General features: G+C 56.3%; 25 protein-coding genes. 10 read left to right on the plus strand and 15 right to left on the minus strand.

The genetic code is table 11. From position 1 onward, the window contains the following. Window positions 1–158 precede the first annotated feature (158 nt). From fdnG to ACQ3G7_RS12730, 4 genes are read left to right on the plus strand one after another with little or no spacing between them, the layout of a single operon-like run. Window positions 159–3206 carry a formate dehydrogenase-N subunit alpha gene (fdnG, locus tag ACQ3G7_RS12715; protein ID WP_430890062.1) on the plus strand — a complete coding sequence of 1016 codons (3048 nt, stop codon included), beginning with the start codon at window positions 159–161 and terminating at the stop codon, window positions 3204–3206. Window positions 3207–3215: 9 nt separating this feature from the next. Continuing rightward, window positions 3216–4100, plus strand: coding sequence for a formate dehydrogenase subunit beta (gene fdxH / locus ACQ3G7_RS12720; RefSeq protein ID WP_430890063.1), 885 nt, complete (start codon window positions 3216–3218; stop codon window positions 4098–4100). Further along, entirely contained in the window at window positions 4093–4749 is a 657-nt protein-coding gene (fdnI, locus tag ACQ3G7_RS12725) for a formate dehydrogenase-N subunit gamma (protein ID WP_430890064.1), read from the plus strand. The genes fdxH and fdnI overlap by 8 nt, the downstream gene beginning before the upstream one ends. Further along, the gene (locus ACQ3G7_RS12730; protein WP_430890065.1) at window positions 4749–4997 is read left to right on the plus strand and encodes a hypothetical protein; all 249 of its coding nucleotides are present in this window, start codon (window positions 4749–4751) and stop codon (window positions 4995–4997) included. Before fdnI ends, ACQ3G7_RS12730 begins: the two co-directional genes overlap by 1 nt. Here the strand turns inward: ACQ3G7_RS12730 and ACQ3G7_RS12735 are convergent. From ACQ3G7_RS12735 to ACQ3G7_RS12745, 3 genes are all read right to left on the minus strand, one after another. Next, on the minus strand, window positions 4994–5119 hold the full coding sequence (locus tag ACQ3G7_RS12735; protein WP_430890066.1) for a CcdB family protein: 126 nt from the start codon (window positions 5117–5119) through the stop codon (window positions 4994–4996). The two genes, ACQ3G7_RS12730 and ACQ3G7_RS12735, sit on opposite strands and share 4 nt — an antisense overlap. Beyond that, complete coding sequence (locus ACQ3G7_RS12740) at window positions 5116–5298, minus strand: hypothetical protein (RefSeq protein WP_430890067.1); 183 nt, start codon at window positions 5296–5298, stop codon at window positions 5116–5118. Before ACQ3G7_RS12740 ends, ACQ3G7_RS12735 begins: the two co-directional genes overlap by 4 nt. A 159-nt stretch (window positions 5299–5457) precedes the next feature. Then, window positions 5458–6045: a GNAT family N-acetyltransferase gene (locus ACQ3G7_RS12745; protein WP_430890068.1), complete on the minus strand. Its 588-nt coding sequence runs from the start codon at window positions 6043–6045 to the stop codon at window positions 5458–5460. Between the two features lie 93 nt (window positions 6046–6138). On the opposite strand from ACQ3G7_RS12745, the gene araJ reads away from it, so the two are divergent. Beyond that, window positions 6139–7308, plus strand: coding sequence for an MFS transporter AraJ (gene araJ, locus ACQ3G7_RS12750; protein WP_430890069.1), 1170 nt, complete (start codon window positions 6139–6141; stop codon window positions 7306–7308). A gap of 67 nt (window positions 7309–7375) precedes the next feature. On the opposite strand, the gene ACQ3G7_RS12755 is transcribed toward araJ, so the two are convergent. From ACQ3G7_RS12755 to ACQ3G7_RS12785, 7 genes are all read right to left on the minus strand, one after another. After that, entirely contained in the window at window positions 7376–8467 is a 1092-nt protein-coding gene (locus tag ACQ3G7_RS12755) for an alkylhydroperoxidase domain protein (RefSeq protein ID WP_430890070.1), read from the minus strand. 9 nt (window positions 8468–8476) lie between these two features. Beyond that, window positions 8477–9466: a putative FMN-dependent luciferase-like monooxygenase gene (locus tag ACQ3G7_RS12760; protein WP_430890071.1), complete on the minus strand. Its 990-nt coding sequence runs from the start codon at window positions 9464–9466 to the stop codon at window positions 8477–8479. Then, window positions 9463–11070: a dipeptide ABC transporter ATP-binding protein gene (locus ACQ3G7_RS12765; protein WP_430890072.1), complete on the minus strand. Its 1608-nt coding sequence runs from the start codon at window positions 11068–11070 to the stop codon at window positions 9463–9465. Before ACQ3G7_RS12765 ends, ACQ3G7_RS12760 begins: the two co-directional genes overlap by 4 nt. Next, window positions 11067–11918, minus strand: coding sequence for an ABC transporter permease (locus ACQ3G7_RS12770; RefSeq protein WP_430890073.1), 852 nt, complete (start codon window positions 11916–11918; stop codon window positions 11067–11069). The genes ACQ3G7_RS12765 and ACQ3G7_RS12770 overlap by 4 nt, the downstream gene beginning before the upstream one ends. Beyond that, window positions 11915–12859: an ABC transporter permease gene (locus ACQ3G7_RS12775; protein ID WP_430890074.1), complete on the minus strand. Its 945-nt coding sequence runs from the start codon at window positions 12857–12859 to the stop codon at window positions 11915–11917. Before ACQ3G7_RS12775 ends, ACQ3G7_RS12770 begins: the two co-directional genes overlap by 4 nt. An 11-nt stretch (window positions 12860–12870) precedes the next feature. Next, on the minus strand, window positions 12871–14493 hold the full coding sequence (locus tag ACQ3G7_RS12780; RefSeq protein WP_430890075.1) for a TIGR04028 family ABC transporter substrate-binding protein: 1623 nt from the start codon (window positions 14491–14493) through the stop codon (window positions 12871–12873). 143 nt (window positions 14494–14636) lie between these two features. Continuing rightward, on the minus strand, window positions 14637–15071 hold the full coding sequence (locus ACQ3G7_RS12785; protein ID WP_263096569.1) for a VOC family protein: 435 nt from the start codon (window positions 15069–15071) through the stop codon (window positions 14637–14639). A 212-nt stretch (window positions 15072–15283) separates the two neighbouring features. On the opposite strand from ACQ3G7_RS12785, the gene ACQ3G7_RS12790 reads away from it, so the two are divergent. Next, entirely contained in the window at window positions 15284–15886 is a 603-nt protein-coding gene (locus ACQ3G7_RS12790; RefSeq protein ID WP_263096570.1) for an inorganic diphosphatase, read from the plus strand. Between the two features lie 42 nt (window positions 15887–15928). On the opposite strand, the gene ACQ3G7_RS12795 is transcribed toward ACQ3G7_RS12790, so the two are convergent. The 3 genes from ACQ3G7_RS12795 to ACQ3G7_RS12805 all read right to left on the minus strand — a co-directional run bounded on the left by ACQ3G7_RS12795 (window position 15929) and on the right by ACQ3G7_RS12805 (window position 19599). Continuing rightward, window positions 15929–16747 carry a CPBP family intramembrane glutamic endopeptidase gene (locus ACQ3G7_RS12795; RefSeq protein WP_430890076.1) on the minus strand — a complete coding sequence of 273 codons (819 nt, stop codon included), beginning with the start codon at window positions 16745–16747 and terminating at the stop codon, window positions 15929–15931. Window positions 16748–16828: 81 nt separating this feature from the next. Continuing rightward, window positions 16829–18541, minus strand: coding sequence for an ABC-F family ATP-binding cassette domain-containing protein (locus ACQ3G7_RS12800; RefSeq protein ID WP_430890077.1), 1713 nt, complete (start codon window positions 18539–18541; stop codon window positions 16829–16831). Between the two features lie 326 nt (window positions 18542–18867). Continuing rightward, window positions 18868–19599, minus strand: a complete 732-nt coding sequence (locus ACQ3G7_RS12805) for an SDR family NAD(P)-dependent oxidoreductase (RefSeq protein WP_430890078.1) — start codon at window positions 19597–19599, stop codon at window positions 18868–18870. 99 nt (window positions 19600–19698) lie between these two features. On the opposite strand from ACQ3G7_RS12805, the gene ACQ3G7_RS12810 reads away from it, so the two are divergent. Beyond that, complete coding sequence (locus tag ACQ3G7_RS12810) at window positions 19699–20088, plus strand: winged helix-turn-helix transcriptional regulator (RefSeq protein ID WP_263096573.1); 390 nt, start codon at window positions 19699–19701, stop codon at window positions 20086–20088. A 54-nt stretch (window positions 20089–20142) separates the two neighbouring features. Here the strand turns inward: ACQ3G7_RS12810 and ACQ3G7_RS12815 are convergent, their stop codons facing one another. Together ACQ3G7_RS12815 and sra are read right to left on the minus strand one after the other, a co-directional pair. Then, complete coding sequence (locus tag ACQ3G7_RS12815; RefSeq protein WP_263096574.1) at window positions 20143–21846, minus strand: NAD-dependent malic enzyme; 1704 nt, start codon at window positions 21844–21846, stop codon at window positions 20143–20145. 188 nt (window positions 21847–22034) lie between these two features. Further along, window positions 22035–22172, minus strand: coding sequence for a stationary-phase-induced ribosome-associated protein (gene sra, locus ACQ3G7_RS12820; RefSeq protein WP_061495875.1), 138 nt, complete (start codon window positions 22170–22172; stop codon window positions 22035–22037). 283 nt (window positions 22173–22455) lie between these two features. Here sra and ACQ3G7_RS12825 point away from each other — a divergent pair, with 283 nt between their 5' ends. Genes ACQ3G7_RS12825 through ACQ3G7_RS12835 form a run of 3 tightly spaced genes read left to right on the plus strand, consistent with a single transcriptional unit; the run spans window position 22456 to window position 24601 of the window. Continuing rightward, window positions 22456–23439 carry a phosphotriesterase family protein gene (locus ACQ3G7_RS12825; protein WP_430890079.1) on the plus strand — a complete coding sequence of 328 codons (984 nt, stop codon included), beginning with the start codon at window positions 22456–22458 and terminating at the stop codon, window positions 23437–23439. Next, entirely contained in the window at window positions 23436–24170 is a 735-nt protein-coding gene (locus ACQ3G7_RS12830; protein WP_430890080.1) for a creatininase family protein, read from the plus strand. Before ACQ3G7_RS12825 ends, ACQ3G7_RS12830 begins: the two co-directional genes overlap by 4 nt. Then, window positions 24167–24601: a PTS sugar transporter subunit IIA gene (locus ACQ3G7_RS12835; RefSeq protein ID WP_430890081.1), complete on the plus strand. Its 435-nt coding sequence runs from the start codon at window positions 24167–24169 to the stop codon at window positions 24599–24601. Before ACQ3G7_RS12830 ends, ACQ3G7_RS12835 begins: the two co-directional genes overlap by 4 nt. Window positions 24602–24622 lie beyond the last annotated feature (21 nt).

A 24622-nucleotide genomic window follows, 5' to 3' on the forward strand; every position in this document is an offset into this window, starting at 1 on the left:
GACGGTTCGTCCTGACTAATCCTTAAGGATAAGAAAAACCCGACAGCGGCGACTATTAGGTATCAGCCTCCGGCGGTTATTGATTTATCGCAATTCACACACCGTGTGGAATGTTTAGTTTCCCGCCCGAAGTCGAAAAACCAATAATGAGGAAAGCAATGGACGTCAGCCGCAGACAATTTTTCCGCATCTGCGCGGGCGGTATGGCAGGAACCACAGTGGCCGCATTGGGGTTTGCCCCGAAAATGGCGCTGGCTCAAACGCGAAATTATAAATTGCTTCGCGCAAAAGAGACCCGAAATTCCTGCACATACTGCTCCGTGGGCTGTGGGCTAGTGATGTATAGCCTGGGAGATGGCGCAAAAAACGCCAAAGAGGCTATTTACCATATTGAAGGGGATGCGGATCATCCGGTCAGCCGGGGTGCACTGTGCCCGAAAGGCGCTGGCTTGCTTGATTACATACACAGCGAAAACCGCCTGCGTTACCCGGAATACCGCGCGCCAGGCTCGGATAAATGGCAGCGCATCTCCTGGGATGATGCCTTCAGCCGTATTGCCCGTCTGATGAAAGATGACCGCGATGCGCATTTTATGGAAACCAACGCCGCAGGGGTACCGGTCAACCGCTGGCTCTCTACGGGTATGCTGTGCGCATCGGCTGCAAGCAATGAAACCGGTATGCTGACGCAAAAATTTGTGCGCGCCCTCGGCATGCTGGCGGTAGATAACCAGGCGCGCGTCTGACACGGACCAACGGTAGCAAGTCTTGCTCCAACATTTGGTCGCGGTGCGATGACCAACCACTGGGTTGATATCAAAAACGCCAACGTGGTGATGGTGATGGGCGGTAACGCCGCTGAAGCCCACCCGGTCGGTTTCCGCTGGGCAATGGAAGCCAAAAATAACAATGATGCCACGCTGATTGTGGTCGATCCGCGCTTTACGCGTACCGCATCGGTGGCCGATATTTATGCGCCAATCCGCTCCGGGACGGATATCACCTTCCTCTCCGGCGTGCTGCGCTACCTGATCGACAATAACAAGATCAACGCCGAATACGTCAAACACTACACCAACGCCAGCCTGCTGGTGCGGGATGATTTTGCCTTCGAAGAGGGCTTATTCAGCGGTTACGACGCGCAGAAACGCCAGTATGACAAGTCATCATGGAACTATCAGTTTGATGAAAACGGCTACGCCAAACGCGATGACACCTTAAGCCACCCGCGCTGTGTGTGGAACCTGCTGAAACAGCATGTCGCACGCTATACGCCGGAAACGGTCGAGAACATTTGCGGCACACCGCAAGCGGACTTCCTGAAAGTGTGCAACGTGCTGGCCTCAACCAGCGCAGTCGATCGCACCACCACATTCCTCTATGCCTTAGGCTGGACGCAACATACCGTGGGCGCGCAGAACATCCGCACCATGGCAATGATCCAGTTGCTGCTGGGCAATATGGGCATGGCTGGCGGCGGGGTGAATGCGTTGCGCGGTCACTCCAATATTCAGGGCTTAACGGACCTCGGTTTGCTGTCGACCAGCCTGCCGGGTTACCTGACGCTGCCATCGGAAAAACAGACGGATTTGCAGCAGTACCTGAGCGCGAATACACCGAAAGCGACACTGCCGGACCAGGTGAACTACTGGAGCAACTACCCGAAATTCTTTGTCAGTCTGATGAAGTCGTTCTACGGCGATGCCGCACAGAAAGAGAATAACTGGGGTTTCGACTGGCTGCCGAAGTGGGATCAGTCTTACGACGTCATCAAGTATTTCCACATGATGGCGAAGGGTGAAGTCACCGGCTACATCTGCCAGGGCTTTAACCCGGTAGCCTCATTCCCGGACAAAAACAACGTCGTCAGCACCCTGAGCAAGCTCAAATATATGGTGGTGATCGACCCGCTGGTGACGGAAACCTCCACTTTCTGGCAGAACCACGGTGAGATGAATGATGTCGATCCGGCGACGATTGCCACCGAAGTGTTCCGTTTGCCGTCGACCTGTTTTGCCGAAGAGGATGGCTCAATTGCCAACTCCGGGCGCTGGTTGCAGTGGCACTGGAAAGGTCAGGATGCACCGGGCGAAGCGTTGAACGACGGTGAAATTCTGGCCGGGATTTTCCACCGCCTGCGTGACATGTACCGTACGGAAGGCGGAAAAGGTGCGGAACCGCTGCTGAACATGTCCTGGCGCTACAGCCAGCCGCACAACCCGCACGCGGAAGAGGTGGCGAAAGAGAACAACGGCTATGCGCTGGCGGATCTGTACGATCCCAACGGTCAGTTGCTGGCGAAAAAAGGGCAACTGCTGAACAGTTTCGCCCTGCTGCGCGATGACGGCACCACGTCCTCGTCCTGCTGGATCTACAGCGGAAGCTGGACCGATCAGGGCAACCAGATGGCGAATCGCGATAACGCCGATCCATCGGGGCTGGGCAATACGCTGGGCTGGGCGTGGGCATGGCCAATGAACCGCCGTGTGCTGTACAACCGCGCCTCTGCCGATCCACAGGGCAAACCCTGGGATGCGAAACGGATGTTGATCCAGTGGAACGGCACGAAATGGAGCGGTAACGATATTCCGGATTTTTCGACCGCACCGCCGGGCAGCAATACCGGGCCGTTTATCATGCAACAGGAAGGTCTGGGCCGCCTGTTTGCGCTTGATAAGCTGGCGGAAGGCCCCTTTCCGGAGCACTACGAGCCGGTCGAGACCCCGATTGGCACTAACCCGTTGCACCCGAATGTGGTCTCCAGCCCGGTAGTCCGGTTGTACGCAGAAGATGCCAAACGGATGGGGAAAAAAGATCGCTTCCCGTATGTGGGCACTACCTATCGTCTGACCGAGCATTTCCACACCTGGACCAAACATGCGCGTCTGAACGCTATCGCCCAGCCGCAACAGTTCGTTGAAATCAGCGAAACGCTGGCGGCGGCAAAAGGCATTGCCAATGGCGATCGGGTAACGGTGAGCAGCCAACGTGGATTTATCCGCGCGGTGGCGGTGGTCACGCGTCGTCTGCGTTCCTTGCAGGTTCACGGTCAGCACGTGGAAACCATCGGCATCCCGCTGCACTGGGGCTTTGAGGGCGTGGCGCAGAAGGGGTATATCGCCAACACCCTGACGCCAAACGTCGGTGATGCGAACTCGCAAACACCGGAATATAAGGCGTTTTTAGTGAATATTGAGAAGGCGTAAGGGGCGAGTATGGCAATGGAAACTCAGGACATTATCAAACGCTCCGCAACCAACCCGCTGACGCCGCCCCCACGGGCGCGCGATCACAAAGCGGAAATCGCCAAGCTGATTGACGTCTCCACCTGCGTAGGCTGCAAAGCCTGCCAGGTGGCCTGCTCGGAGTGGAACGATATCCGCGATGAGGTGGGGCACTGCGTCGGGGTTTACGACAACCCCGCCGATCTGAGTGCCAAATCCTGGACGGTGATGCGTTTTAGCGAAACCGAACAGCATGGCAAGCTGGAGTGGTTAATCCGCAAAGACGGTTGTATGCACTGTGCGGATCCGGGCTGCCTGAAGGCGTGCCCGTCCGCCGGGGCGATCATCCAGTACACAAACGGCATTGTCGACTTCCAGCAGGAGAACTGCATTGGTTGCGGTTATTGCATCGCTGGCTGTCCATTTAATGTCCCGCGTATCAATAAAGAGGATAACCGGGTCTATAAATGCACGCTGTGCGTCGATCGCGTCAGCGTGGGGCAGGAGCCAGCCTGTGTGAAAACCTGCCCGACAGGCGCCATTCATTTCGGCACCAAAGCGGAGATGCTGGCGCTGGGACAACAGCGGGTTGAGAAGCTGAAAGCGCGGGGTTATGACAACGCAGGGCTGTATAACCCGCAGGGGGTCGGCGGTACACATGTGATGTATGTGCTGCACCATGCCGATCAACCGCAGCTTTACCACAATCTGCCGAAAGATCCGCAGATCGATACGGCGGTCGGGCTGTGGAAAGGGGTGTTAAAACCGCTCTCCGCCGCCGGGTTTATCGCTACCTTCGCCGGGCTGATTTATCACTACATCGGCATCGGGCCGAATAAAGACGTGGACGACGACGAGGAGGAGCATCATGAGTAAGTCGAAAATGATTGTGCGCACCAAATTTATTGACCGCGCCTGTCACTGGACGGTGGTTATCTGCTTTTTCCTTGTCGCCTTGTCCGGGATTTCGTTCTTCTTCCCGACGTTGCAATGGCTGACGGAAACGTTCGGCACACCGCAGATGGGGCGTATTCTGCACCCGTTCTTCGGCGTGGTGGTGTTCGTGGTGCTGATGTTTATGTTTGTGCGTTTTGTCCATCACAACATCCCGGATAAGCAGGATCTGCCGTGGCTGAAAAACATTGTCGAGGTGTTAAAAGGCAATGAGCACAAGGTGGCGAAAGTCGGGAAATACAACGCCGGGCAAAAGATGATGTTCTGGACCATCATGAGCATGATGACCGTGCTGCTGGTCACGGGCGTCATCATCTGGCGACCTTACTTTGCGCACTATTTCCCCATTCAGGTGATCCGCTACAGTCTGCTGCTGCACGCCACCTCGGCGATTATTTTGATCCATGCCATCCTGATCCATATGTATATGGCGTTCTGGGTGAAAGGCTCAATTAAAGGCATGGTGGAAGGCAAGGTCAGCCGTCGTTGGGCGCAAAAACATCATCCGCGCTGGTATCGTGAGGTCGAGCGACTGGAAGCCAAAAAAGAGAGCACGGAAGGCATTAACTAATGGCTAAACCCCGCTCCGGAGAGATTCGGCGCGGGGTTCGGGAGTCAAATATTGGTAATGAGCGCATCAATGGAATTCACAATACGGTTTCTTTCCGCTCGCAAATTACAGACAAAATCTTTTTCTCTGATTTTTGTGGTTTCCAGATGCGTCATCATTGGCGCATGCAGCATCAACTTTTCGAATTCAATATTTACGCGGGGCACCACAGAATCAGCCCAGCACGGAGCACGGCTGTTTCTGACTAAGGAATAATTACACGGGTAGAAAGATCCGCATAAAAATCATGCTGTACGATCAAATAAAAAGGGATTGAATTTCTGGTGACCGGGGAATTATTCCGATAAACATCAAATTGTTTTCGCATCATAAAACCCTGAAATAGTCATCATCGGTAAGAACCCCGTGCTCAGCGACAAACTTATTCATTATACGAATATATTCTCTGGTCTGACGTTCTTTCTTTGCCTGTTCTTCCGGTATTAAACTGGCTTTGCTGTTAATCAGGGTGGGTGCGTATTTTGTTTTACGTTGACGAGTAACGTTCATGATTAATATCTCTGTTGCTTGTTGATAGAGGCATTATCATTATCAGAAAATCAAAAACAATGACGAATTTCCTGGCAGCAGTAATTTTTGCGAACGCTATTGCTGAATAAAGCAAACGAATGAAAGTAATAAAATAAAGTGCGAAACACTTCCCACTTTTTATTGAATGAGCGGCTTATTTAATAACGTTAAACGGTATACATGCGTTTGCCGCTCAAAAAAACCAAATTTATGGTACAGCGCGTGAGCCTCTTCACGCTCAGAGCGAGAAGTTAGCTCGATATAGCGCGCCGCATAAATGCAGGCGAAGGAGAGGGCGGAACGCAGCAACGCGGTCGCGATGCCCCGGCGTCGAAATTGGCTGCCGACAATCACATCTTCAATCATGCATTTCTTGCCAGAGAGCAGTGTCGCACAGACTAAGGTCAACATACCGGCGGGAACGCCATCATCCCAGGCAACAAACAGATGCACTGAGTCAGACGCAAACACACGCTGAAAGTCTTCTACGCTTAACGTCGGCGCGTGGGGGGAAAGCTCCGCCAGCAAGCGGGTTAAATCGGTTGCCAGCGTATCAGTAATGGATGACAGTCGTTCAACGCGAAGCGTATGCATGGCTTGCCTGCTCATGGAGTTGGGAACCCTTTCAGCATAGCCTGGTTTATGCCAGCGCGGCAGTTTACCGCTGCGTTTATTGTGGTGCGTACGCCGTTCGATGGCAGACAGATCAAAAGCAACCGAATACATGGATTAATGTGCCAGCCAGGACATTTCAACTGGTCTGCCCGCAGCGAATGGTCAATAATGCGTGCCGCAATCTTTTAACAAGTGGTCTGTAGTATGAAAAAAACGGTTTTTTCGTTGGCACTTGCGACCTTTGGTTTAGGCATGGCGGAGTTCGGCATTATGGGCGTCCTCACCGAACTTGCTAAGGATGTCGGTATCTCTATTCCTTCTGCCGGGTACTTAATCTCCGGTTACGCCGTGGGCGTGGTCATTGGCGCGCCGATTATGGCACTGTTCTCCAGCCGCTTTTCGCTCAAAAAGGTGATGCTGTTTCTGGTCGCGTTGTGCGTCCTTGGTAATGCTATTTTCACCTTTTCCAACTCCTACACGATGTTGCTGATTGGCCGGTTAATCTCCGGGTTTCCCCACGGTGCGATTTTTGGCGTCGGCGCGATAATCCTCTCCAAAATCGCACCGCCGGGCAAAGTGACCATGGCGGTGGCCGGGATGATCGCGGGCATGACCGTCGCCAACCTGGTGGGGATCCCGCTGGGCACCTGGTTGGGGCATGAATTTAGCTGGCGTTACACATTTATGCTGATTGTGTTATTCGATGCCGCAGTGATTGTTTCGGTGATTTTCTGGGTGCCGGACCTGCACGATACTGCGCCAACCCACCTGCGCGAGCAGTTTCATTTTTTGCGAAAACCGGAACCGTGGCTGATTTTTGCCGCCACCATGCTGGGTAATGCCGGGGTGTTTGCCTGGTTCAGCTACGTCAAACCCTTTATGGTGAATATCTCCGGCTTTTCCCCCACCGCAGTGACGTTGATCATGATGCTGATGGGGCTGGGTATGGTGCTGGGCAATATGTTCAGCGGCAGACTATCGGTAAGATTCAGCCCGCTGCGCATTGCGGTTGTGACCGAACTGGTTGTGGTGCTGGCAATGCTGGCGCTGTTTGTGCTGGGTGAACATAAGCAGGCGTCGCTGGCAATGGGGTTTGTATGCTGCGCCGGGTTGTTTGCCGTTTCCGCGCCGCTGCAAATTATGCTGCTGCAAAATGCGAAGGGCGGTGAAATGCTTGGCGCGGCAGGCGGGCAGATGGCGTTCAACCTCGGTAATGCCATTGGCGCATGGTTCGGCGGGCTGATCATTACGTTTGGCTTTACCTACAGCTACCTCACACTGCCTGCTGCACTGTTGTCCCTGGCCGCGATGGGGGCCTTGCTGATGTACGGCCGCTGTAAAGCCACGCGCCAGCTGGAGCCTGTGGCAGTGTAAACCCGCGTATTCTCCGGCCTGCACGCGGGTGATGAAACCCCTTGCAGGCCGGATCCTCTGCAATACATTACGGCAAATAGGGTTCTCCGAGCGTCAGCATCAGGCGGTTAGCCCAGGCAAAAAACGCCGCTGACTGGATCAGATCCAACTGCTGCAACGTATCCAGCCCTTGCGCATCCAGCTTCGCCAGGTGCGCCGCCGTTAACGCTGGCGGTGTCACCGATAACGCCGCCGCACTCTCAATTTCAGCGCCCCAACGCGCCGAGTGTCCTTCACTTAACGTTTGCCCCGGCGGTACGGCCAGCAACGCCTCTACGGCATTATCATCCTTTGACAATTGGCTGGTTTTACGTGCATGGACAGAGGCGCAATAGATACAACCGTTAATCTTGCTGGCTACCGTCGCAGCCAGTTCACGCTCTGCGCGCGGCAGGCCGCCAGGGGTGTAGAAGATGCCTTTATCCGTTAACGTGCGCTGTTCCAGCACCGGTAAGTTACGCCCTAACAAGCGAAAATAGTCCGAATCGGTATGGCCAAATTTTGCCAGAATCGTCTGTTCATCCGGCGTAAATTCCGCCAGTGGTTTCGCTGCTATCCACGGCTCCCAGCCCAGCTCTTGCTGGGTAAAGGCCACCGGCGCGACTTTACCGCTCTGGGTACGCGGTGCGGTATGCCAGACACCCGCGACGACCGCGCTTTCGCTGGCGGTAGCCGGTTTTCCATTCAGCAACCGCAACCCCACCAACAACCGGCTCTGGAAACTGACAAAGGCGATCAGTTGCGCCAGTGTGACAATGCTCTGTTTATTCCAGCCTGCGCTCACCAATGATTTCAGCGCATCCGGCGTGGCTTTTACCGGTGAGAAGGTGAGTAAACGGGCAAAATCCAGCGCCGGGGAAAGGCGGGCGGACGTGGGGTCTGCCAAGCCAAAACTGGCGTAATGCGCCGCCAGATCGTTGGCGTTGTGCCATTTCGCCACTTTCGCCGCCACAATAAAGCGCTCATCGGCCGGGAAATCGGCGTTTTCCGCGCTAAAGAGCGCGTCGTAGCTGCCCTGTGCGTGTCGCGTCGCGGCATCACGGGTATCGCGGGCGCTGGCCAGCGCGGAACCGGGGGCGATCTCCGCCAGTTCAGCCAAAATATCCTGACGTAAAGCCATCGTGACTCCTTATAAAATATGCGGGGCGACATGCCCGGCAATCAGTTCGATAGAGCGCAGCGTGTCCTGATGCGACGGTTCGACAGAGTGAACCTGGAAGGAGATATCCGTTGCGCGGGCCAGAATGCTGTCGTTTTTCAGGGAGGCAACCACGGTTGACGGATCGCCGATATGCGCATCGAACTGGCGACTATAATCCGTGACACTGTCACCCGTAACCTCATAACCCGCCGCACGGTGCTGCTGCGCCTGGCGGGTTAACCCCGGTGTTGCCACCTTCAGCGCATATTCCGTGCTGTCGGCGACAAAGGCGGTGCGCGAGGCGAGAATGCGCGGCGCAACGCCTGCCGGAAGGGCATCAAGATAGGCATCCACCATCGGGTTTTGGATCGCATCCAGCGTCAGTGAAAGGGCGTCCGCCGGGCGCGGCTGCGTGCGGGACAGCATTAATCCGTGCCCGGCCTGTCCGGCGCGGATCGCCCCTTCAACCGAAAACGTGGCAATCCACACACGCTCCGCCAGCTGCGGCGCAGGTGGGTAAAGGTGATTATCGGGATGGGTCAGCGAATCGCCGCGCCAGGCGCTCTGGATCAGATGCAGATATTCAGCAAACACGCTTGCCCGCTGGTCAATCGTCAGGCCAAACGGCAGAAACGAGGTCGGTGTACCGCCGGAGCCAAAGCCGACTTCCAGCCGCCCGTCGGCCAGCAAATCCAGTACGGCTGCATCTTCCGCCACGCGCAACGGGTTTTCCAACGGTAGGGTGATGATCGCCGTACCTAAACGGATGCTCTGCGTATGCGCCGCGACATGTGCCAGAAACACCAGCGGCGAAGGCAAACCGCCTTCACGCTCATGAAAGTGGTGCTGCGCAATCCATGCGCTGTCAAAACCATAGCGCTCAGCATGGCGGATCTGCTCTGTCGCCAGTCGGTAACGCTCTTTCGGCGGCGCATCATCCAGTAAACGGGTAAAAAATCCCAGGCGTTTTCGCGTCATGCGAACTCCTCCGTAGCAGGTGAAAAATGGGGAATGGCGTTGATCAATTCCCGGGTGTAGTTGTCCTGAGGCGCGGCGAACAGACGCTCTACCGTTCCGTGTTCCACCACACGGCCATTGCGCAGCACTGTCACGCTGTGCCCGATGCGGCGAACCGTCGCCAGGTCATGCGTAATAAACAGATAGGTCAGCCCGAGTTGCTGCTGTAACTGCTGGAGCAGGGCGAGGATCTGCGCCTGTACGGTCACATCCAGCGCCGAGGTGGATTCATCCAGCACCAGAATGCCTGGTTCGAGGATCAGGGCGCGGGCAATCGCAACCCGCTGGCGCTGGCCGCCAGAGAGTTCACGGGCATGGCGGCTTAACAGTTCCGGCGGCAATGCAACGCGCCGGGCTACGGTTTCCACCCGCCGTTTACGCTCAGCCTTATCGACAGGCTCGAAATTTTTCAGCGGCTCTTCAATGATGTCGAACAGCGTCTGGCGCGGATCCAGCGACGCAAACGGGTTCTGGTAAACAAACTGAATTTTGCGACGTAACTGGCGGCGGGCTTCCTGGCTCAGGTGCGTGGCATCAATGTCGTCAATCATCACGCTGCCGCTGTCGGCCTGTTCAAACCCCAGCAGAATACGCGCCAGTGTGGTTTTGCCGGAACCGGACTCACCCACCAGCGCATGCGTGCTGCCACGACGGACGTCGAAACTGACGCTGTCGAGCGCCTGCAACGCGTGGCCTTTGCCCAGTGAAAACTGCTTGTTGATCGCCCGCACACGAATAGCCGCCGACGCCAGTGGCTGGCCGGATACCGGCGCAATCGTCAGCGCATGACCCTGAAGATCGCTCAGTAACTGGCGGGTATATGCCTGTTGCGGCGCGCGAATAATATCCGCCGTTGCACCTTGTTCCTGAATTTCTCCGTGGCGGAAGACCAGTAAACGGTCGGCCCGCTCAGCCGCCAGCGCCAAATCGTGCGTCACAAACAGCACCGCCGTACCGGACTCGCGCCGCAGCCTGTCCAGCAGATCGAGGATCCTTTTTTGCACCGTCACATCCAGCGCGCTGGTGGGTTCATCGGCGATGATCAGGTCCGGTTGCAGCGCAATGGCGATAGCAATCAACACCCGTTGCTTCATGCCGCCGGAGAGCTGATGCGGAAACTGTTTCATCCGCTGTTCCGGGTGACTCAACCCCACTTTAGTGAGCAACGCCAGCACCTGTTCATCGCGTTCACGGGCGCTGATTTTGCTGTGCAGCGTGAGAATTTCCCCCACCTGTGCGCCAATGGTTTTAACCGGGTTGAGTGAATTACCCGGATCCTGCGGCACAAGGCTGATGCGGGCACCGCGCAGGCTGTCCAGCCGTCTGGCTGACCACTGACTTATCGCTTCACCATTGAGCAGGATCGTTCCGCTGTCGCGACGGGCATTGTCGGCCAGCAGACCAATGATCGCCTGTGCGGTGGTGGTTTTTCCTGAGCCGGACTCCCCGACAAACGCCAGCATTTCGCCGCGTTTGAGCGTAAAGCTGACGTGATGAACCACCTCGCGCCATTCGCGCCCGGTACGGTAACTGAGCGTTAAATCTTCTACAGCAAGCACCGTCATGGGCGACCTCCGCTAAGCTGGCGGCTGATGCGGTTTACCGCCAGCACGACCAAAATCACCACCACACCGGGGAACGTTGTCAGCCACCAGGCTGTGGATAAATAGTTACGTCCTTCGGCAATCAGCAACCCCCATTCCGGGGTGGGTGGCGGCGTGCCGTAGCCGAGGAAACTCAGAGTGGAGAGGGCGAGGATCGCCTGGCCGAATTGCAGTGTGGCAAAGGCCAGCACCGCAGTAAGCGAGTTCGGTAAAATGTGCCGCCACAGCACGGCGAGGAATGTACCGCCACTGCCTCTGGCGGCTTCAACGTAATCGGTATGGCGAATACGCACCACTTCCCCGCGCGCCAGGCGGGCAAAGCTGGCAACCGATGCCACCCCGACCGCAATCGCGGCATTCACCGTGCCGAAACCGAGGAGAATGATCACCGTAAGCGACAACAACAGTGACGGAATAGCGAGCAGCACATCCACCAGGCGCATCAGCAGTGACTCCGTGCGCCCGCCAACAGCCCCCGCCATGACGCCGAGCAAGGTGCCAGCCAACAATCCCATTGCCACGGCGGCCAGCGCAGCAGAAAGGGAGTGCGATGCACCAAAAATAATGCGGGCATAGAGATCGCGCCCAAGCTGATCGGTACCCAGCCAGTGATCGGCCTGCGGCGCCAGCCGTTGTGCACCGGCAATCCCTTCAACGGGACTGTAATGCGTGAACAGCCCCGGGAAAAATGCCGCCGTCACCGCCAGCGCTATCGTTAGCCAGGCCAGCCATAAGCCGGGCTGCCAGCGAAAGACAGGAAATACCCGTGCCCGCTTGCGGGCGGCGGCTGCGTAGTCCACCAGACTCATAAGGCACCTCCGGTCACCGTTTTCAGCCGTGGGTCAAACCACGGCATTAACAGATCAACAAGCAGATTAATCAGCACAAACCCGAGCGCAGAGATCATCACCACGGCCTGTAAAACCGCGATATCCTGGTTATTCACCGCCTGCTGGGTCAGTTGCCCCAGCCCGCCGCGACCAAAGACCGTTTCGGTGATCAACGCACCCGCAATTAACTCGCCCAGCAGCAAACCGGCAACGTTCAGGACCGGCAGTAACGCGTTTCCGGTCACATGCCGCCACAGCACGCCGGTTTCGCTTAAGCCTTTCGCCCTCGCCACCGCCACAAACGGCTGTGCGGCAACCTGGTCGAGACTGCGCATCAGGATCTGCGCCAGTGGCGCAGAAATCGGGATAGCGACCGTAATAATCGGCAGGATCACCCCTTGCAGCGGCGACGGGTTGATAACCGGGATCAACCGCAACTGGAAAGAGAACACCTGAATCAGCGCGATACCGAGCCAGAAGGTCGGCAGCGAGACAAACAGCACCGGCAACGACTGAATCGCGTTGCTTAACCCGCGCAGGAACGGCAGTCGCGAGGCAAACGCCAACGCAAACGCCAGCACCACGGCAAGCGCAAACGCAGGCAGGGCGAGGGTCAGTGTTTCGGGCAGATTACTGCGAATCAACTCGCTCACCGCAACGCCCGCCTGGACCGAATAGCCAAAATCACCGCGCAACATGGCGAACAGCGTGTGCACATATTGCTGCCACAGCGGGCTATCCGCGCCGTAGGCAAGGCGCATCTCCTCGATTTGCGCCGGGCTAAGCCCCAGATCCGGGTTCTGAAATTTAATCAGTACCGCATCGCCCGGCAGCACCTGAAGCAGCACGAAAGAGAGCGTAAAGGCCGCCCACAACACCAGTAGCCCAAGCCCTGCGCGGCGCAGCAAATAGTGGCTCATCGCACGCCCCCTTAATGTTTCGCAATCCACGCGCCGTAGAAGGATGGACGCCCCACGGCTTCAAAATTGACGTTTTTTACCCATGACGCGCCAGCAAAGACCTGCGGCTCTTCAAAAATAGGGATCACATAGGCGTTTTCCAGCAGGTAGCGCTGCGCATCGCCGGTCAGTTGCAGACGTTTCTGCGGGTCAACTTCGGCGGAAATACTCACCAGCAAGGCGTTGAGTTTGTCGTCGCGGAAGCTTTTCACCTTGTCGCTGGTGCCGCCCTGTTGCAGCAGCGCATCGCGGTTGGCGGGGTAGAACATACTTTTCACTACATCCGGATCGGCGCGGCCGACTTCCGACACGGTAAGCGGTGTTTTCAGCGGGTCGAGGTTATCGAGGGTACGGCTGCCTGCATCACCGGCTTTGACCGTCAGCGCCACACCGACCTGACGCCATTGCTGCGCCACCAGTTGCAGTACCTCTTTGTTTTGCGGCTGCGGCAGTGACTCATAAATGGTCAACGCCAGCGGTTGACCCTCTTTGGTGCGGATACCGTCCGCAGCGGTTTTCCAGCCTGCATCATCCAGTAACTGCCGGGCTTTGGCCGGATCAAATTTCAGTGCCTCGCTGAGGTTGACGTAACCGGCGGCCGAGTGGGCAATCACCGAGGTGGCTTGCGGGTAATTGGCCGAGAAGAGGGTGTCGACAACCTGTTTCGCATTTGTCGCATGGAGTAAGGCCTGACGCACGCGAAGATCGGCAACCAGTGGATTATCCGGGCGGAAACTGATGCTGTCGTTAACGCCACGGGTGGGCGGCGCATAGATGGCGAACCCTTGTTCTGTGGCCTGTTTTTCATCATAGGCCTGTACCTGGCGAATAAAACCGGCCTGGCCCGCCAGCAACGCGCCAATGCGCACGCTGTCTTCCGGCGTAACGATGAATTTAATGCCATCCAGATTGGCCGGGCCTTGCTGGGCACTATTTTTCGGTCCCCACTGATACGCTTTACGCGCCTGTAGCGTCACTTCACGCCCCAGTTTCTCGTCCGTCACCACAAACGGCCCGGAGCCGATAATATGCCGCGCGTCGCCCAGCTCATCGAAGTTGCGTTGCAAGGTGCTGAGGGAAACCAGCCCTGACCCGATTGTCGCGGTGCCTTGCAGGAAGCCGGGAGAGGGTTTTTTAAAGTAGAATTTCACCGTCTGCGCATCAATCACTTCGCTGCGTTCGTAATTATTGATGACTTCCGATACCGGCAGGCGCTGCGCTTTATTGCCAAGTCCGTAAGTGTCGAAGTTCTTCGCCACCGCAGCCGCATCAAGCGGAGTACCATCCGAGAACGTGACGCCGGGGCGAATTTTAAAGGTGTATTCCGTTTTGTCGGCGTTGGTGGTCCAGCTTTCAGCAATCCACGGTTCCACCTGCAACGTTTGCGGGTTCTGCCAGGTCAGTTTGTCGGTAATCTGGTTGAGGATGCCGCCGTTAGGGTAAAACCCGCCCGCCGGGGGATACAAATTGGTGTGCGCTTGCTGTTCAAGGTAAATCAGGATACCGCCTTTAACCGGCGTTTCCGCCGCAAAGGCCTGAACCGAACTGACGGTAATCAGCGCCGTCAGCAGCGGTAAACGAAAAGCGATGTGCATGGTGAATTCCTTTGTTATCTATTGTCTTAGCCTCGAACGCATCATCCGGTGCGGCTCATAACAAGGGAACAAAGGAATTGAGATAAGCATTTCAGAAAAGAGCAAAACGCGCGACAGGCCTGCTGATCAGGCCTGAAGGCGCATCAACGCAGCCAGGGTGTTACCGTCAGTCCGACCAGCAGACCTTCCGGGCCAAGCAACCGGGTCACGCTTTGCCCCCACGGCTCCAGGCGGTTCGCCACCAGTAACTGATACCCTTTTTGCAGCAGCACATCGGTGGCAGTCGTTAGATCGTCAACTTCGAATTCAATCCAGCCTTGCGGAACCGGATGCGTATCCGGCCATGCCGCCGCGCCGAAACAGGAGGCTGCTGCCTGGTCCAATGGCCACAGGGCAAAGTGCTTTGCCCCTGCCAGCGCATCGTGATCGGCGACCAGATAGTCGCTGTTGCCTTCCATCGGTTTCAGCGGCAAGCCAAGGGTTTGCTGATAAAAGTCCTGACTGTCGCTCACGCGTTGGGGGATTGGGCCGAACCCGGCGATAAACAGCACGTCAAGCCCGGGAATAGACGTTGTCATAAAGCACCTCCGTTGGGTAAAAAAGGGGCCGCTGGCCCCGCTCCTGCATGCAATATCCGGTAATTCATCGCGTAAAGCAATCACCCGGTCGCGTCCGAAAAATGCGCATTCCGGCCGCTATTTTGGGCGCGTCTGCAACGCGTCACTGTCATGCTGCTGTCATCATTTGTCGCCAAATTGTTGCTTTCTCTCAACAAAAAGAGTAATTAACAATGCATCTGGTGAAAAAATTCCTCGCAGTCAGCCTTTTTCTCTCCGCGTACGCGCAGGCTGACAACATTCTTGAATTCCCGCAGCCGAAAAATAACCCGGACGAGTTTTACGCGGTGACCGAAATTCCGGCGGGCAGCATGATCAAATATGAAACCGACGCGAAAACCGGCTTTATCGTCGTTGACCGTTTTCAGTCCATGCCGGTCGCTTACCCGGCGAACTACGGTTCGCTCACGCAGTCGCTGGCGGGCGATGGCGATCCGCTGGATGTCATTTTCTACACCCGTGCGCCGCTGGCCCCCGGTACGCTGATTAAACTGCGTCCCATCGGCGTGCTGAAAATGGTGGATGGCGGCGAGACCGACGACAAAATCGTGGCGGTTCCGGCCAGCAAAATCGACCCGACCTATGACGATATTAAAACCGTTACCGACCTGCCCAAAATCGAACAGGATCGACTGGAAGCCTTCTTCCGCGTCTATAAACAGTTGCCTGACGGTCGCAAGAAGGTGGAGCTGAATGGCTTTAACGATGCCGACACGGCAAAGCAGGAGATCAAAGCGGCGTGGGATGCCTGGAAAGCGAAAAACCCGCAAAAATAATAGACGCAGCGATGGCCCGCAATGGGCCATCCTGTGGTCAGTTTACTGGCGTACAGACATCGGGTAGGTAAAGAGCAATAAATGACAGATATTCAGCGCGAAATGGAACAGCACTGACACCCAGAGACGCCCGCTCCACATCCAGGCAAGACCGTAAATCACCCCGGCCAGGCTGGCAAAAATCACCAGCAACAGACCACCTGCTAAATGCACGCTACCAAAGATAAGCGCCTGTATCACCAGCGCAACAGCCGGGTGCATAAACCCCGCTAACCGCTGCTGCAAATAGCCGCGAAACAGCGCTTCTTCCGCCAGAGCGACAAAGAACAGGTTGGCCAGGGCGAACGGCAATAACCACTGGGGCCAGTGAGGCTCAATTTTTAGCCCGCCCAACAGGACAGCCAGCCACAACAGAGCCGGAACGGTAAGAAGCAATACCAGCCATTGCCATAGCGGGCGCGGCGGTGGGGTTTCACGGACGAATAGCGATCCGGTACAGATCAGCAGAACAAACGGTGTCAGCGCTTTATCAAAATTAAAATAGAGCGTGAAGGGGGCGCTTTCCGGCCCCGCTTTGACCAGGTCCAGTATCTTTGGATTGTGAAAACCGGGCATAAGATGGAGCGTCAGCGCAACGGCCAGCATCACCAGCAAACACTCGATAGTCCGCTGTATCGCAGGACGCTGGGGAAGGGTGTACCCCGTCAGGCTGATAGCCGCCAGCAGAATAATGCCCCCGGCGACCCGGAGATCGATAACGCCAAGCCATCCCGCCCACACGCTGGTGACGAGCAATAACCCGACGGCGATTTTTTTGTTAAATGACAGGGTCAATAACGCGAGTGCAAGTAGTATCCACATACCTCATCCTTGATGTGTTAATGATATAAAACGCCTGCGAGAATAAACCAGGCCGCCCAACGTTGCACGGCCTGGTTTCGATTAAGTCAATTGCGTATTAATACGTGTTATCTCCTCACGCCATTGCGCCTGTAGCTGCGGTTTCTGGTGTTTGGGTTTACGGGCCAGGTCCTCTGCGAGGCGTGTTTCCAGCTCAATAAGCCGTGCCAGCAGGGCATCCTGATCATCCGCAACCGCCGTCACCGCGTGTTGCGGTTGGGCAGTGGCATTGATGGGGCCAGCGCTTTCCCGCAGTCGTTCATACACGGCTTGCACATCATGCCACTCCTGTAGTTCACCGTTTTCCACCAGCCAGAAGCGGTTACAGCTTGCGTTGATCAACTGACGATCGTGGCTCACCAGCAGCACACCACCGCTGAAGTGTTGCAGCGTGTGCGCCAGCGCTTCTTTACCGGCCATATCCAGATGGTTGGTGGGTTCATCCAGCAACAGCAGGTTAAAGCGCGCCAGCGACAGGCCAACAAACAGCAGCCGCGAACGCTCACCACCGCTCAGCGTCGCAACGCGCTGCCCATGACGCGCCCATGCAAAACCGGCGCTGATCAGCGCCATTTTGCGATCCTCCGGTGCCGGGGCGAACGGCTCCAGTGCCTCAAACAGCGTGGCCTCATCCGGCAACTGGTGCAGTGTCTGATCGTAGTAACCGGCCTGCAAACGCGGGTGCAGGCGCAGAGCCGCTGGGTTTTCCTGCCGGTACGCCTGCCAGATTAACCGCAGCAGCGAGGATTTCCCGCAACCGTTACGCCCGACAACAGCAACCCGATCGCCGCTTTTCAGGCGGGCGAGGGGAACGTGAAACAAGGCCGGTAAACCCGCCGCTGGCGCAACCGGCAACTGCTCCATTTCCAGCAGACGATCCGCCGGTAACGCCTCGCCATGCAGCGCAAGCGTCCACCGGCTTCCGGCGGTCAGTTCCGTCTGGCTCTCTTTCAGGCGCTCAACCTGTTTTTCCATCTGTTTGGCTTTGCGCGCCAGGTCTTCATTGTCATAAACCCGCCCCCATGTCGCCAGCCGTTTGGCGCTGGCGGTAACGCGGTCGATCTCCTTTTGCTCGGCTTTATGCCGCAGGGCGTCGCTCTCATCCCGTTCCTCCAGCGCAACGCGCGCATCGCTACAAGGTAGTGCGAAGCAATGCAGTGTATGGTCACGCAGGATCCAGGTGCCGTTGGTCACCGCATCCAGCAGTGGGGCATCGTGCGAGACCATGACAAAGCTGCCGGACCAGTGTTGCAAAAACTGCTCCAGCCACAGCAACGTAGGCAGATCAAGGTGGTTGCCGGGCTCATCCAGCAGCAGAAGATCCGGTTCGCGGATCAGCGCCCGCGCCAACAGCAAACGGGTGTGCTGACCCCCGCTCAGCGTCGCCGCTGTCAGGGCGATTTCCTGCGGACTCAGTCCCATGCTGGCCAGTAGCGCTTCGCCTCGCCAACGCTGGCTCTCCCGTTCCGTCGCCGGGATCTGCGCCAGCACCGCCTCCAGCAGCGTGACAGGCAATAGCTCAGCGGGAAGATGTTGCTCCACGCGGGCCAACAGGCAGTGGTGCGCCACGGTGACATTACCGGACAGGGGAGACAGCGAACCGTCCAGCACTTTTAGCAGGGTGCTTTTGCCGCAGCCATTGTCGCCAATAAGACCAAGGCGATCGCCTTTTTTCAGGGTAAAGGAGAGATCGGAGAATAACGGACCGAAAGCCGTTTCAACACGGATTGATTGTGCAGATAGTAAAGTGCTCATTGCTTACTCAAGAGTTACAGGCATGTTTATGCCTCGTCAAACATCGCTGACGATAACCCGGTAAGCCCAAGGGAAGGGGGTTGTATCTTCGCTCAAGCAGAAGTTATCGCAGCACGATACCGATAACGCTTGAGCTGGTGCGATCACCAAGGGTATGTGAAACATAAAACAGTTCACAATACAGCATAATTAGCCTCCTTTTATATTCAGTAAGTTGATGGGTGAAAGGAGTGTAGCGGGGAAATAAATGATTTGCCAGCGGCGCAGGGGAAACGCCACGTGCAAAAACAGCCATCCGCAGATGGCTGTGAAGAGGAAACACACCGTCAAACCTGAGCCATTCCGCCATCCACGCAGATCTCTGCCCCTGCGATGTAGCTGCTCTCATCGCTCGCCAGAAAGAGCGCTGCATTGGCCACTTCGTCGGGTTTGCCCATTCGGTGCAACGGAATATCACGGGTTAATGCTTCGCGAACCTCATCGGTGACAACCGACATCATCTCGGTATCGATAGGGCCTGGCGCTACGACGTTAATACGGATACCGCGGCTGGAGAGCTCACGTGTCCAGGTCCGGGCAAATGAACGCAGTGCCGCTTTACTGGCGCTGTAAACGCCGTATCCCTCCGTGCCGATCGTATCGGCTATCGACCCGATGAGCACCACGCTCGCACCGGGCTGCAATAACGGCAGTGCGGCCTGCAAGGCAAACACGGGCGAACGGACATTCAGGCCAAATATCTGGTCAAAATGCGCTTCGCTGATGTCCCCGATGGTGGCGTATTCCGACATCCCGGCATTAATGACCAGCACATCGATGCGACCCGCTTCTGCCTGAACCGTCGCCATAATGCGGACCAGTTCGCTTTGTTGACTCACATCCGCACGCAGCGGCACTGAAGCGCCTGACAGGGTGCGACTGGCTGCCTGGAGCTCCTCATCACGGCGTGAAGTAAACCAGGTTGTTGCGCCTTCATGGGTGAAACGCTGGCTGATTGCCAGGCCAATGCCTTTTGCGCCGCCAAGCACCACAGCCACTTTATTGTCTAATCTGCCCATCTGTTCTCTCCGGTTTGAGTGGAAAACAGATGATATAAATTTTATACTTAATATCAATTACGCACTTTATTTATATCTGATATCGCGGAGTATATCGCCATGGAGAAAATTGACTGTAACAGCCTGAATAATGTGGGGAAAACCCGTTGGGTACTGGAACACATCACCAATAAATGGTCGATTATGATCCTCACGGTACTCTGTACCGAACCTGCCCGCTTTAATGAAATCCGCCGTCGGCTGGATGGCATTACCCACAAAGCGCTGGCGGATGCGCTAAAACGGCTGGAGCGCAATGGACTCGTGCGCCGTGAAGTGCTGCCTACCTCGCCGGTGGGCGTGGAGTACAGCATCACGCCGCTGGCGCAGACGCTACAACAACCGTTTATGGCGCTGAATGATTGGGCGCTGGCGCATGGTCCGGCGCTGGAGCGGGCGCAGGCGGCCTACGATCTCGTCCATGCTAATGAGGAAACAACAACGGATTAGCTGAGCAGGGCGGGCACACCCGGAGCACGACGACTCCGGGTGGAAAACAGGCGGTTAGATCGAGGTACGGCGATAGCTGCGGTACTTCGGCTCCCAGAAGTTATCGTTAATGGCTTGTTGCAGCGCTTCGGCAGAGGTTTTCACCGCCAGGCCTTGTTGCTGCGCCATTTTGCCGACCGCAAACGCGATGGCGCGCGACACTTTCTGAATGTCTTTCAGCTCCGGCAACACCAGACCTTCGCCATTGAGCAGCAGCGGCGAGTATTCTGCCAGTGTTTCGCTTGCCGCCATCAGCATTTCATCGGTAATGCGTGACGCCCCGGCGGAGATCACCCCCAGACCAATGCCCGGGAAGATATACGCGTTGTTGCACTGCGCAATCGGGTAGGTTTTCTCTTTCCACTGCACCGGCGCAAACGGGCTGCCGGTAGCAACCAGCGCCATACCGTCAGTCCAGCTGATGATGTCCTGCGGCGTCGCTTCCACACGGGAGGTCGGGTTAGAGAGCGGCATGATAATCGGGCGCGGGCAGTGTTTGTGCATTTCACGGATGATCTCTTCCGTAAACAGCCCGGTCTGACCGGAAACACCAATCAAAATGTCCGGTTTCACATTGCGCACCACATCCAGCAGAGAGATGGCTTCGCTCTGGGTTTCGCGATCCCAGTTTTGCAGGTTTTCGCGTTTCTGCACCAGCTTGCTCTGGAACGGCAGCAGGTTTGGCATTTCATCAGTCAGCAGACCGAAGCGATCCACCATATAGACTTTCTGGCGTGCATCCGCTTCGCTCAGGCCTTCACGCTGGGTCTGCGCAATAATCTGCTCGGCAATCCCGCAGCCGGCGGAGCCTGCACCGAGGAAGACGATTTTCTGTTGGCTCAACTGGCTGCCAGCGGCGCGGCTGGCGGCAATCAGCGTGCCGACGGTCACGGCCGCGGTGCCCTGAATATCATCGTTAAACGAGCAGATTTCGTTGCGGTAGCGGTTCAGCAGCGGCATGGCGTTTTTCTGCGCAAAATCTTCAAATTGCAGCAGCACATCCGGCCAGCGTTGTTTAACTGCCTGGATAAATTCATCGACAAATGCGTAGTACTCATCACCCGTAATACGCGGGTGGCGCGAGCCCATATACAGCGGGTCGTTAATCAGTTGCTGGTTGTTGGTGCCAACATCCAGTACGACCGGCAGGGTGTATGCCGGGCTGATCCCGCCGCAGGAGGTGTAAAGCGAGAGCTTACCGATTGGAATGCCCATCCCGCCAATCCCCTGGTCGCCCAGGCCAAGGATGCGCTCGCCGTCGGTAACGACAATCACTTTAATATTGTGGTTCGGGACGTTTTGCAGAATGTCGTCCATGCTGCCGCGGTTCTGCCAGGAGATAAACACGCCGCGCGCGCGACGGTAAATGTCCGAAAAACGTTCACATGCCCAACCGACCGTTGGGGTGTAGATCACCGGCATCATCTCTTCGAGATGGTTATCAACCAGGCGATAGAAAAGGGTTTCGTTCGTGTCCTGGATGTTACGCAGGTAAATGTGCTTATCAATATCGGTTTTAAAACCCTGATATTGCAGCCAGGCGCGCTCCGCCTGTTCTTCAATCGTTTCAACCACTTCGGGCAACAGACCCAGCAGGTTGAAGCTGCTGCGCTCCTCCATGCTGAAGGCGCTGCCTTTGTTCAGCAGGGGAAACTCCAGCAACACGGGACCGGCATAGGGGATGTACAACGATCGGTTTTTATTATGTTTGGCATTCATCTTACTGCTCCTTTATCAACGATCACTCCGCGTGGCATAGCGTTGCGGGTGGGGTACTGCGGCGGGCGCAAGTATAAATCATCAATACGGCAAATACTTCCTATTCGCGGCATTCGTTGATTGAATTTTTATCAAGCAGAAGAGAAAACAAAACGCCACTCCGGATGGAGTGGCGAGGATGGAAAACATTAGCCAGCGCGGCGATGACGCCCGGAACGATGGACCACCACCGTTTCTTCATGGTTGTCTTTGGTTACCACTTTGCGGGTGTTAGACACTTTGTAATCCAGTCCCATGATATGACGTGCCTGACGGTTCGATTTCATGCTTACTCCTTAATCCAGTTCAATGTTTCAAGGACAAGCCCGGTAAACTGCGCCGGGCGAAATACAATCTCATCATTGCGCGGTACAAAAAACATACCGGACTGTCATCCTCGGACATCGTGACGCAAAGCGCAAGCGAATGACGACTTTTAAGAACAGTCTCTTATTATTCGTGGCGCAGGTCATAGAATTGATCAATAAACGAACTTGATCACTTGACTGATCAAGTGAGCCAAACCTATTTTTGATGGGCATCTTCCATTTGCTTTCAGAGGGTTGCCCGATGGGTTTTATTCGTACGTTGCATGGAGATATTGCCCCCGCCGAGCTGGGCGTGACCTACAGTCACGATCATATTTACTGCATCCCGCCGTATTGGGCGGAGCGTAACGATGAAGATCTGCTGCTCGATTCAGCGGACGCCTCGGAAAGGGAGCTGGCGGATTTTCGCGCCGCGGGCGGGCACTCCTTTTATGACGCCACCGCGCCGGATTATGGCAGACAGGTCGACGTCGTTGCCAGGATCGCACAGCGTCAGCACGTACAGATCATCGCCACTGCCGGGTTTAACAAAGGCTTCCTCTGGAGCTGCAAGCGCCCTGGCCACAGCGACACGTTTGCGCAGTGGATTGAACACTCGCCGCTGGACGCACTGGTGGAGCACGTTGTCCGCGAAGTGACGGACGGCATCGATGGCAGCCAGTACCGGGCTGGCGTGGTGAAATGCGGCACCGGCTATAACATGATTTCACCCCTGGAGCGCAAAACGCTGGAAGTGATCGTTCGCGCGCAGCAAATCACCGGCGCGCCGATGCACAGCCATACGGAAATGGGCACCATGGCGCTGGAACAGACGCAGGTGTTTAAAACGCTTGGCCTTGATATGTCCCGTTTGTGCTTTGCACATATGGACCGAAACCCCGATCCCTGGTTACATCGTCAAATCGCCAACACCGGGGCGTACCTCTCTTTTGACGGTATTACCAGAATAAAATATCACCCTGAACATATTCGTACGCAGGCCATCCTCGAACTGTGTAAAAGGGGATATCAAAAACAGATCCTGATCGGCGGCGATTTCGCCCGTAAAAGCATGAGCGCCCACTATGGAAAGGGGGGGCTGGGATTGAAGTTTATCCTGGCGGACTGGCGGCCACGGTTTTTGGAAGAAGCGCGTGAAGCAGGTTTTGACGGCGAAGCGCTGCTGCACGATTTCTTCATTGCTAACCCGGCCCGTTATTTTGCCTTCAGCCAGGAGAGTGAATGAAACTGCAGATGCTGAACGAATCACAGGCCAGCGCGGCGCTGCACCGGGCGCAGATAGCCTTACTGCCGCTGGGTGCGGTAGAACCGCACGGCGATCACCTGCCGCTGGCGACGGACAATCTGCTGGCGGAGCGCTTTTGCGAACGACTCGACGCGGCGCTCGGCGACGCATCGGTGATGCTTCCGGTGCTACCGTTTAGCCAGGTCTGGTCGTTACAGGGTCACGCTGGCGCGGTGGATATCGGCAATGATTTACTGAGCCAGCTTTTACAGGCGCTTGCGCGCAATATGGCTGGCTATGGCATTCCGACGCTGGCGGTCATTAATGCGCATTACGGTAATTTTGACGCCATGAAAAGCGCGGCCAGAGCGTTAAAAGACGAGGGGATTACGCTACTCAGCTACACCTGGGCGGGGATGAATGATTGCGTGCACCGGTTAAGGGAATCGAAAGAAGCCAAAGCCGGGTATATGCATGCCGATGAGATCGAAACCTCCCTGATGCTGGAGCTTGCGCCAGAAGCGGTGCAGATGGCGCAGGCAAGGGCGCATTACCCCGAGTTTCCCCCCAATTTCGCCTGGCAACAGATGCACTGGACGGAGTTCTCCGACTATGCGGTGCTGGGCGATCCGCGCTGCGCCACGGCGGAAAAAGGGGCGGCACTTGTTCAGCAGGCACTGGAAACCACGCTCCACTCCCTTCATCACTATCTTGCGCAGGTATCCCGATGATCGCACGCCAGGCCATTCAACTGGAGCACCCCGCAAACACGCCAGAGCAGGCGATTCTGGCGGCAGGCAACGCGCTGCTGGCAAGCGATGCCTGCACTGAAAGCTATGTGCAGGCGATGGTGGACAATTTTCATCAATTCGGCCCCTACTTTGTGATAGCACCAGGTCTGGCAATGCCCCATGCCCGGCCAGAACAGGGCGCGCTGACGCCGCAAATCAGTTTTATCCGCCTGCGACAGCCTGTGGCGTTTGGGCACAGCGATAACGATCCCGTCTCGCTGGTGCTGGGGTTATCCGCGACTGGCCAGGATCAGCATATTCAACTTATCCAGCAACTGGTGACATTGCTCAGCGATGAGCATACGTACCACACTTTTCTGCACAGCACGGACGCAGAAGCCATTTTTTCCTGTTTTACGCACAAGAATTAATCACGGAATCACGCACTTCGA

Origin of the sequence: Kosakonia sp. N21, assembly GCF_050587465.1 — a bacterium.
GTDB lineage: Bacteria > Pseudomonadota > Gammaproteobacteria > Enterobacterales > Enterobacteriaceae.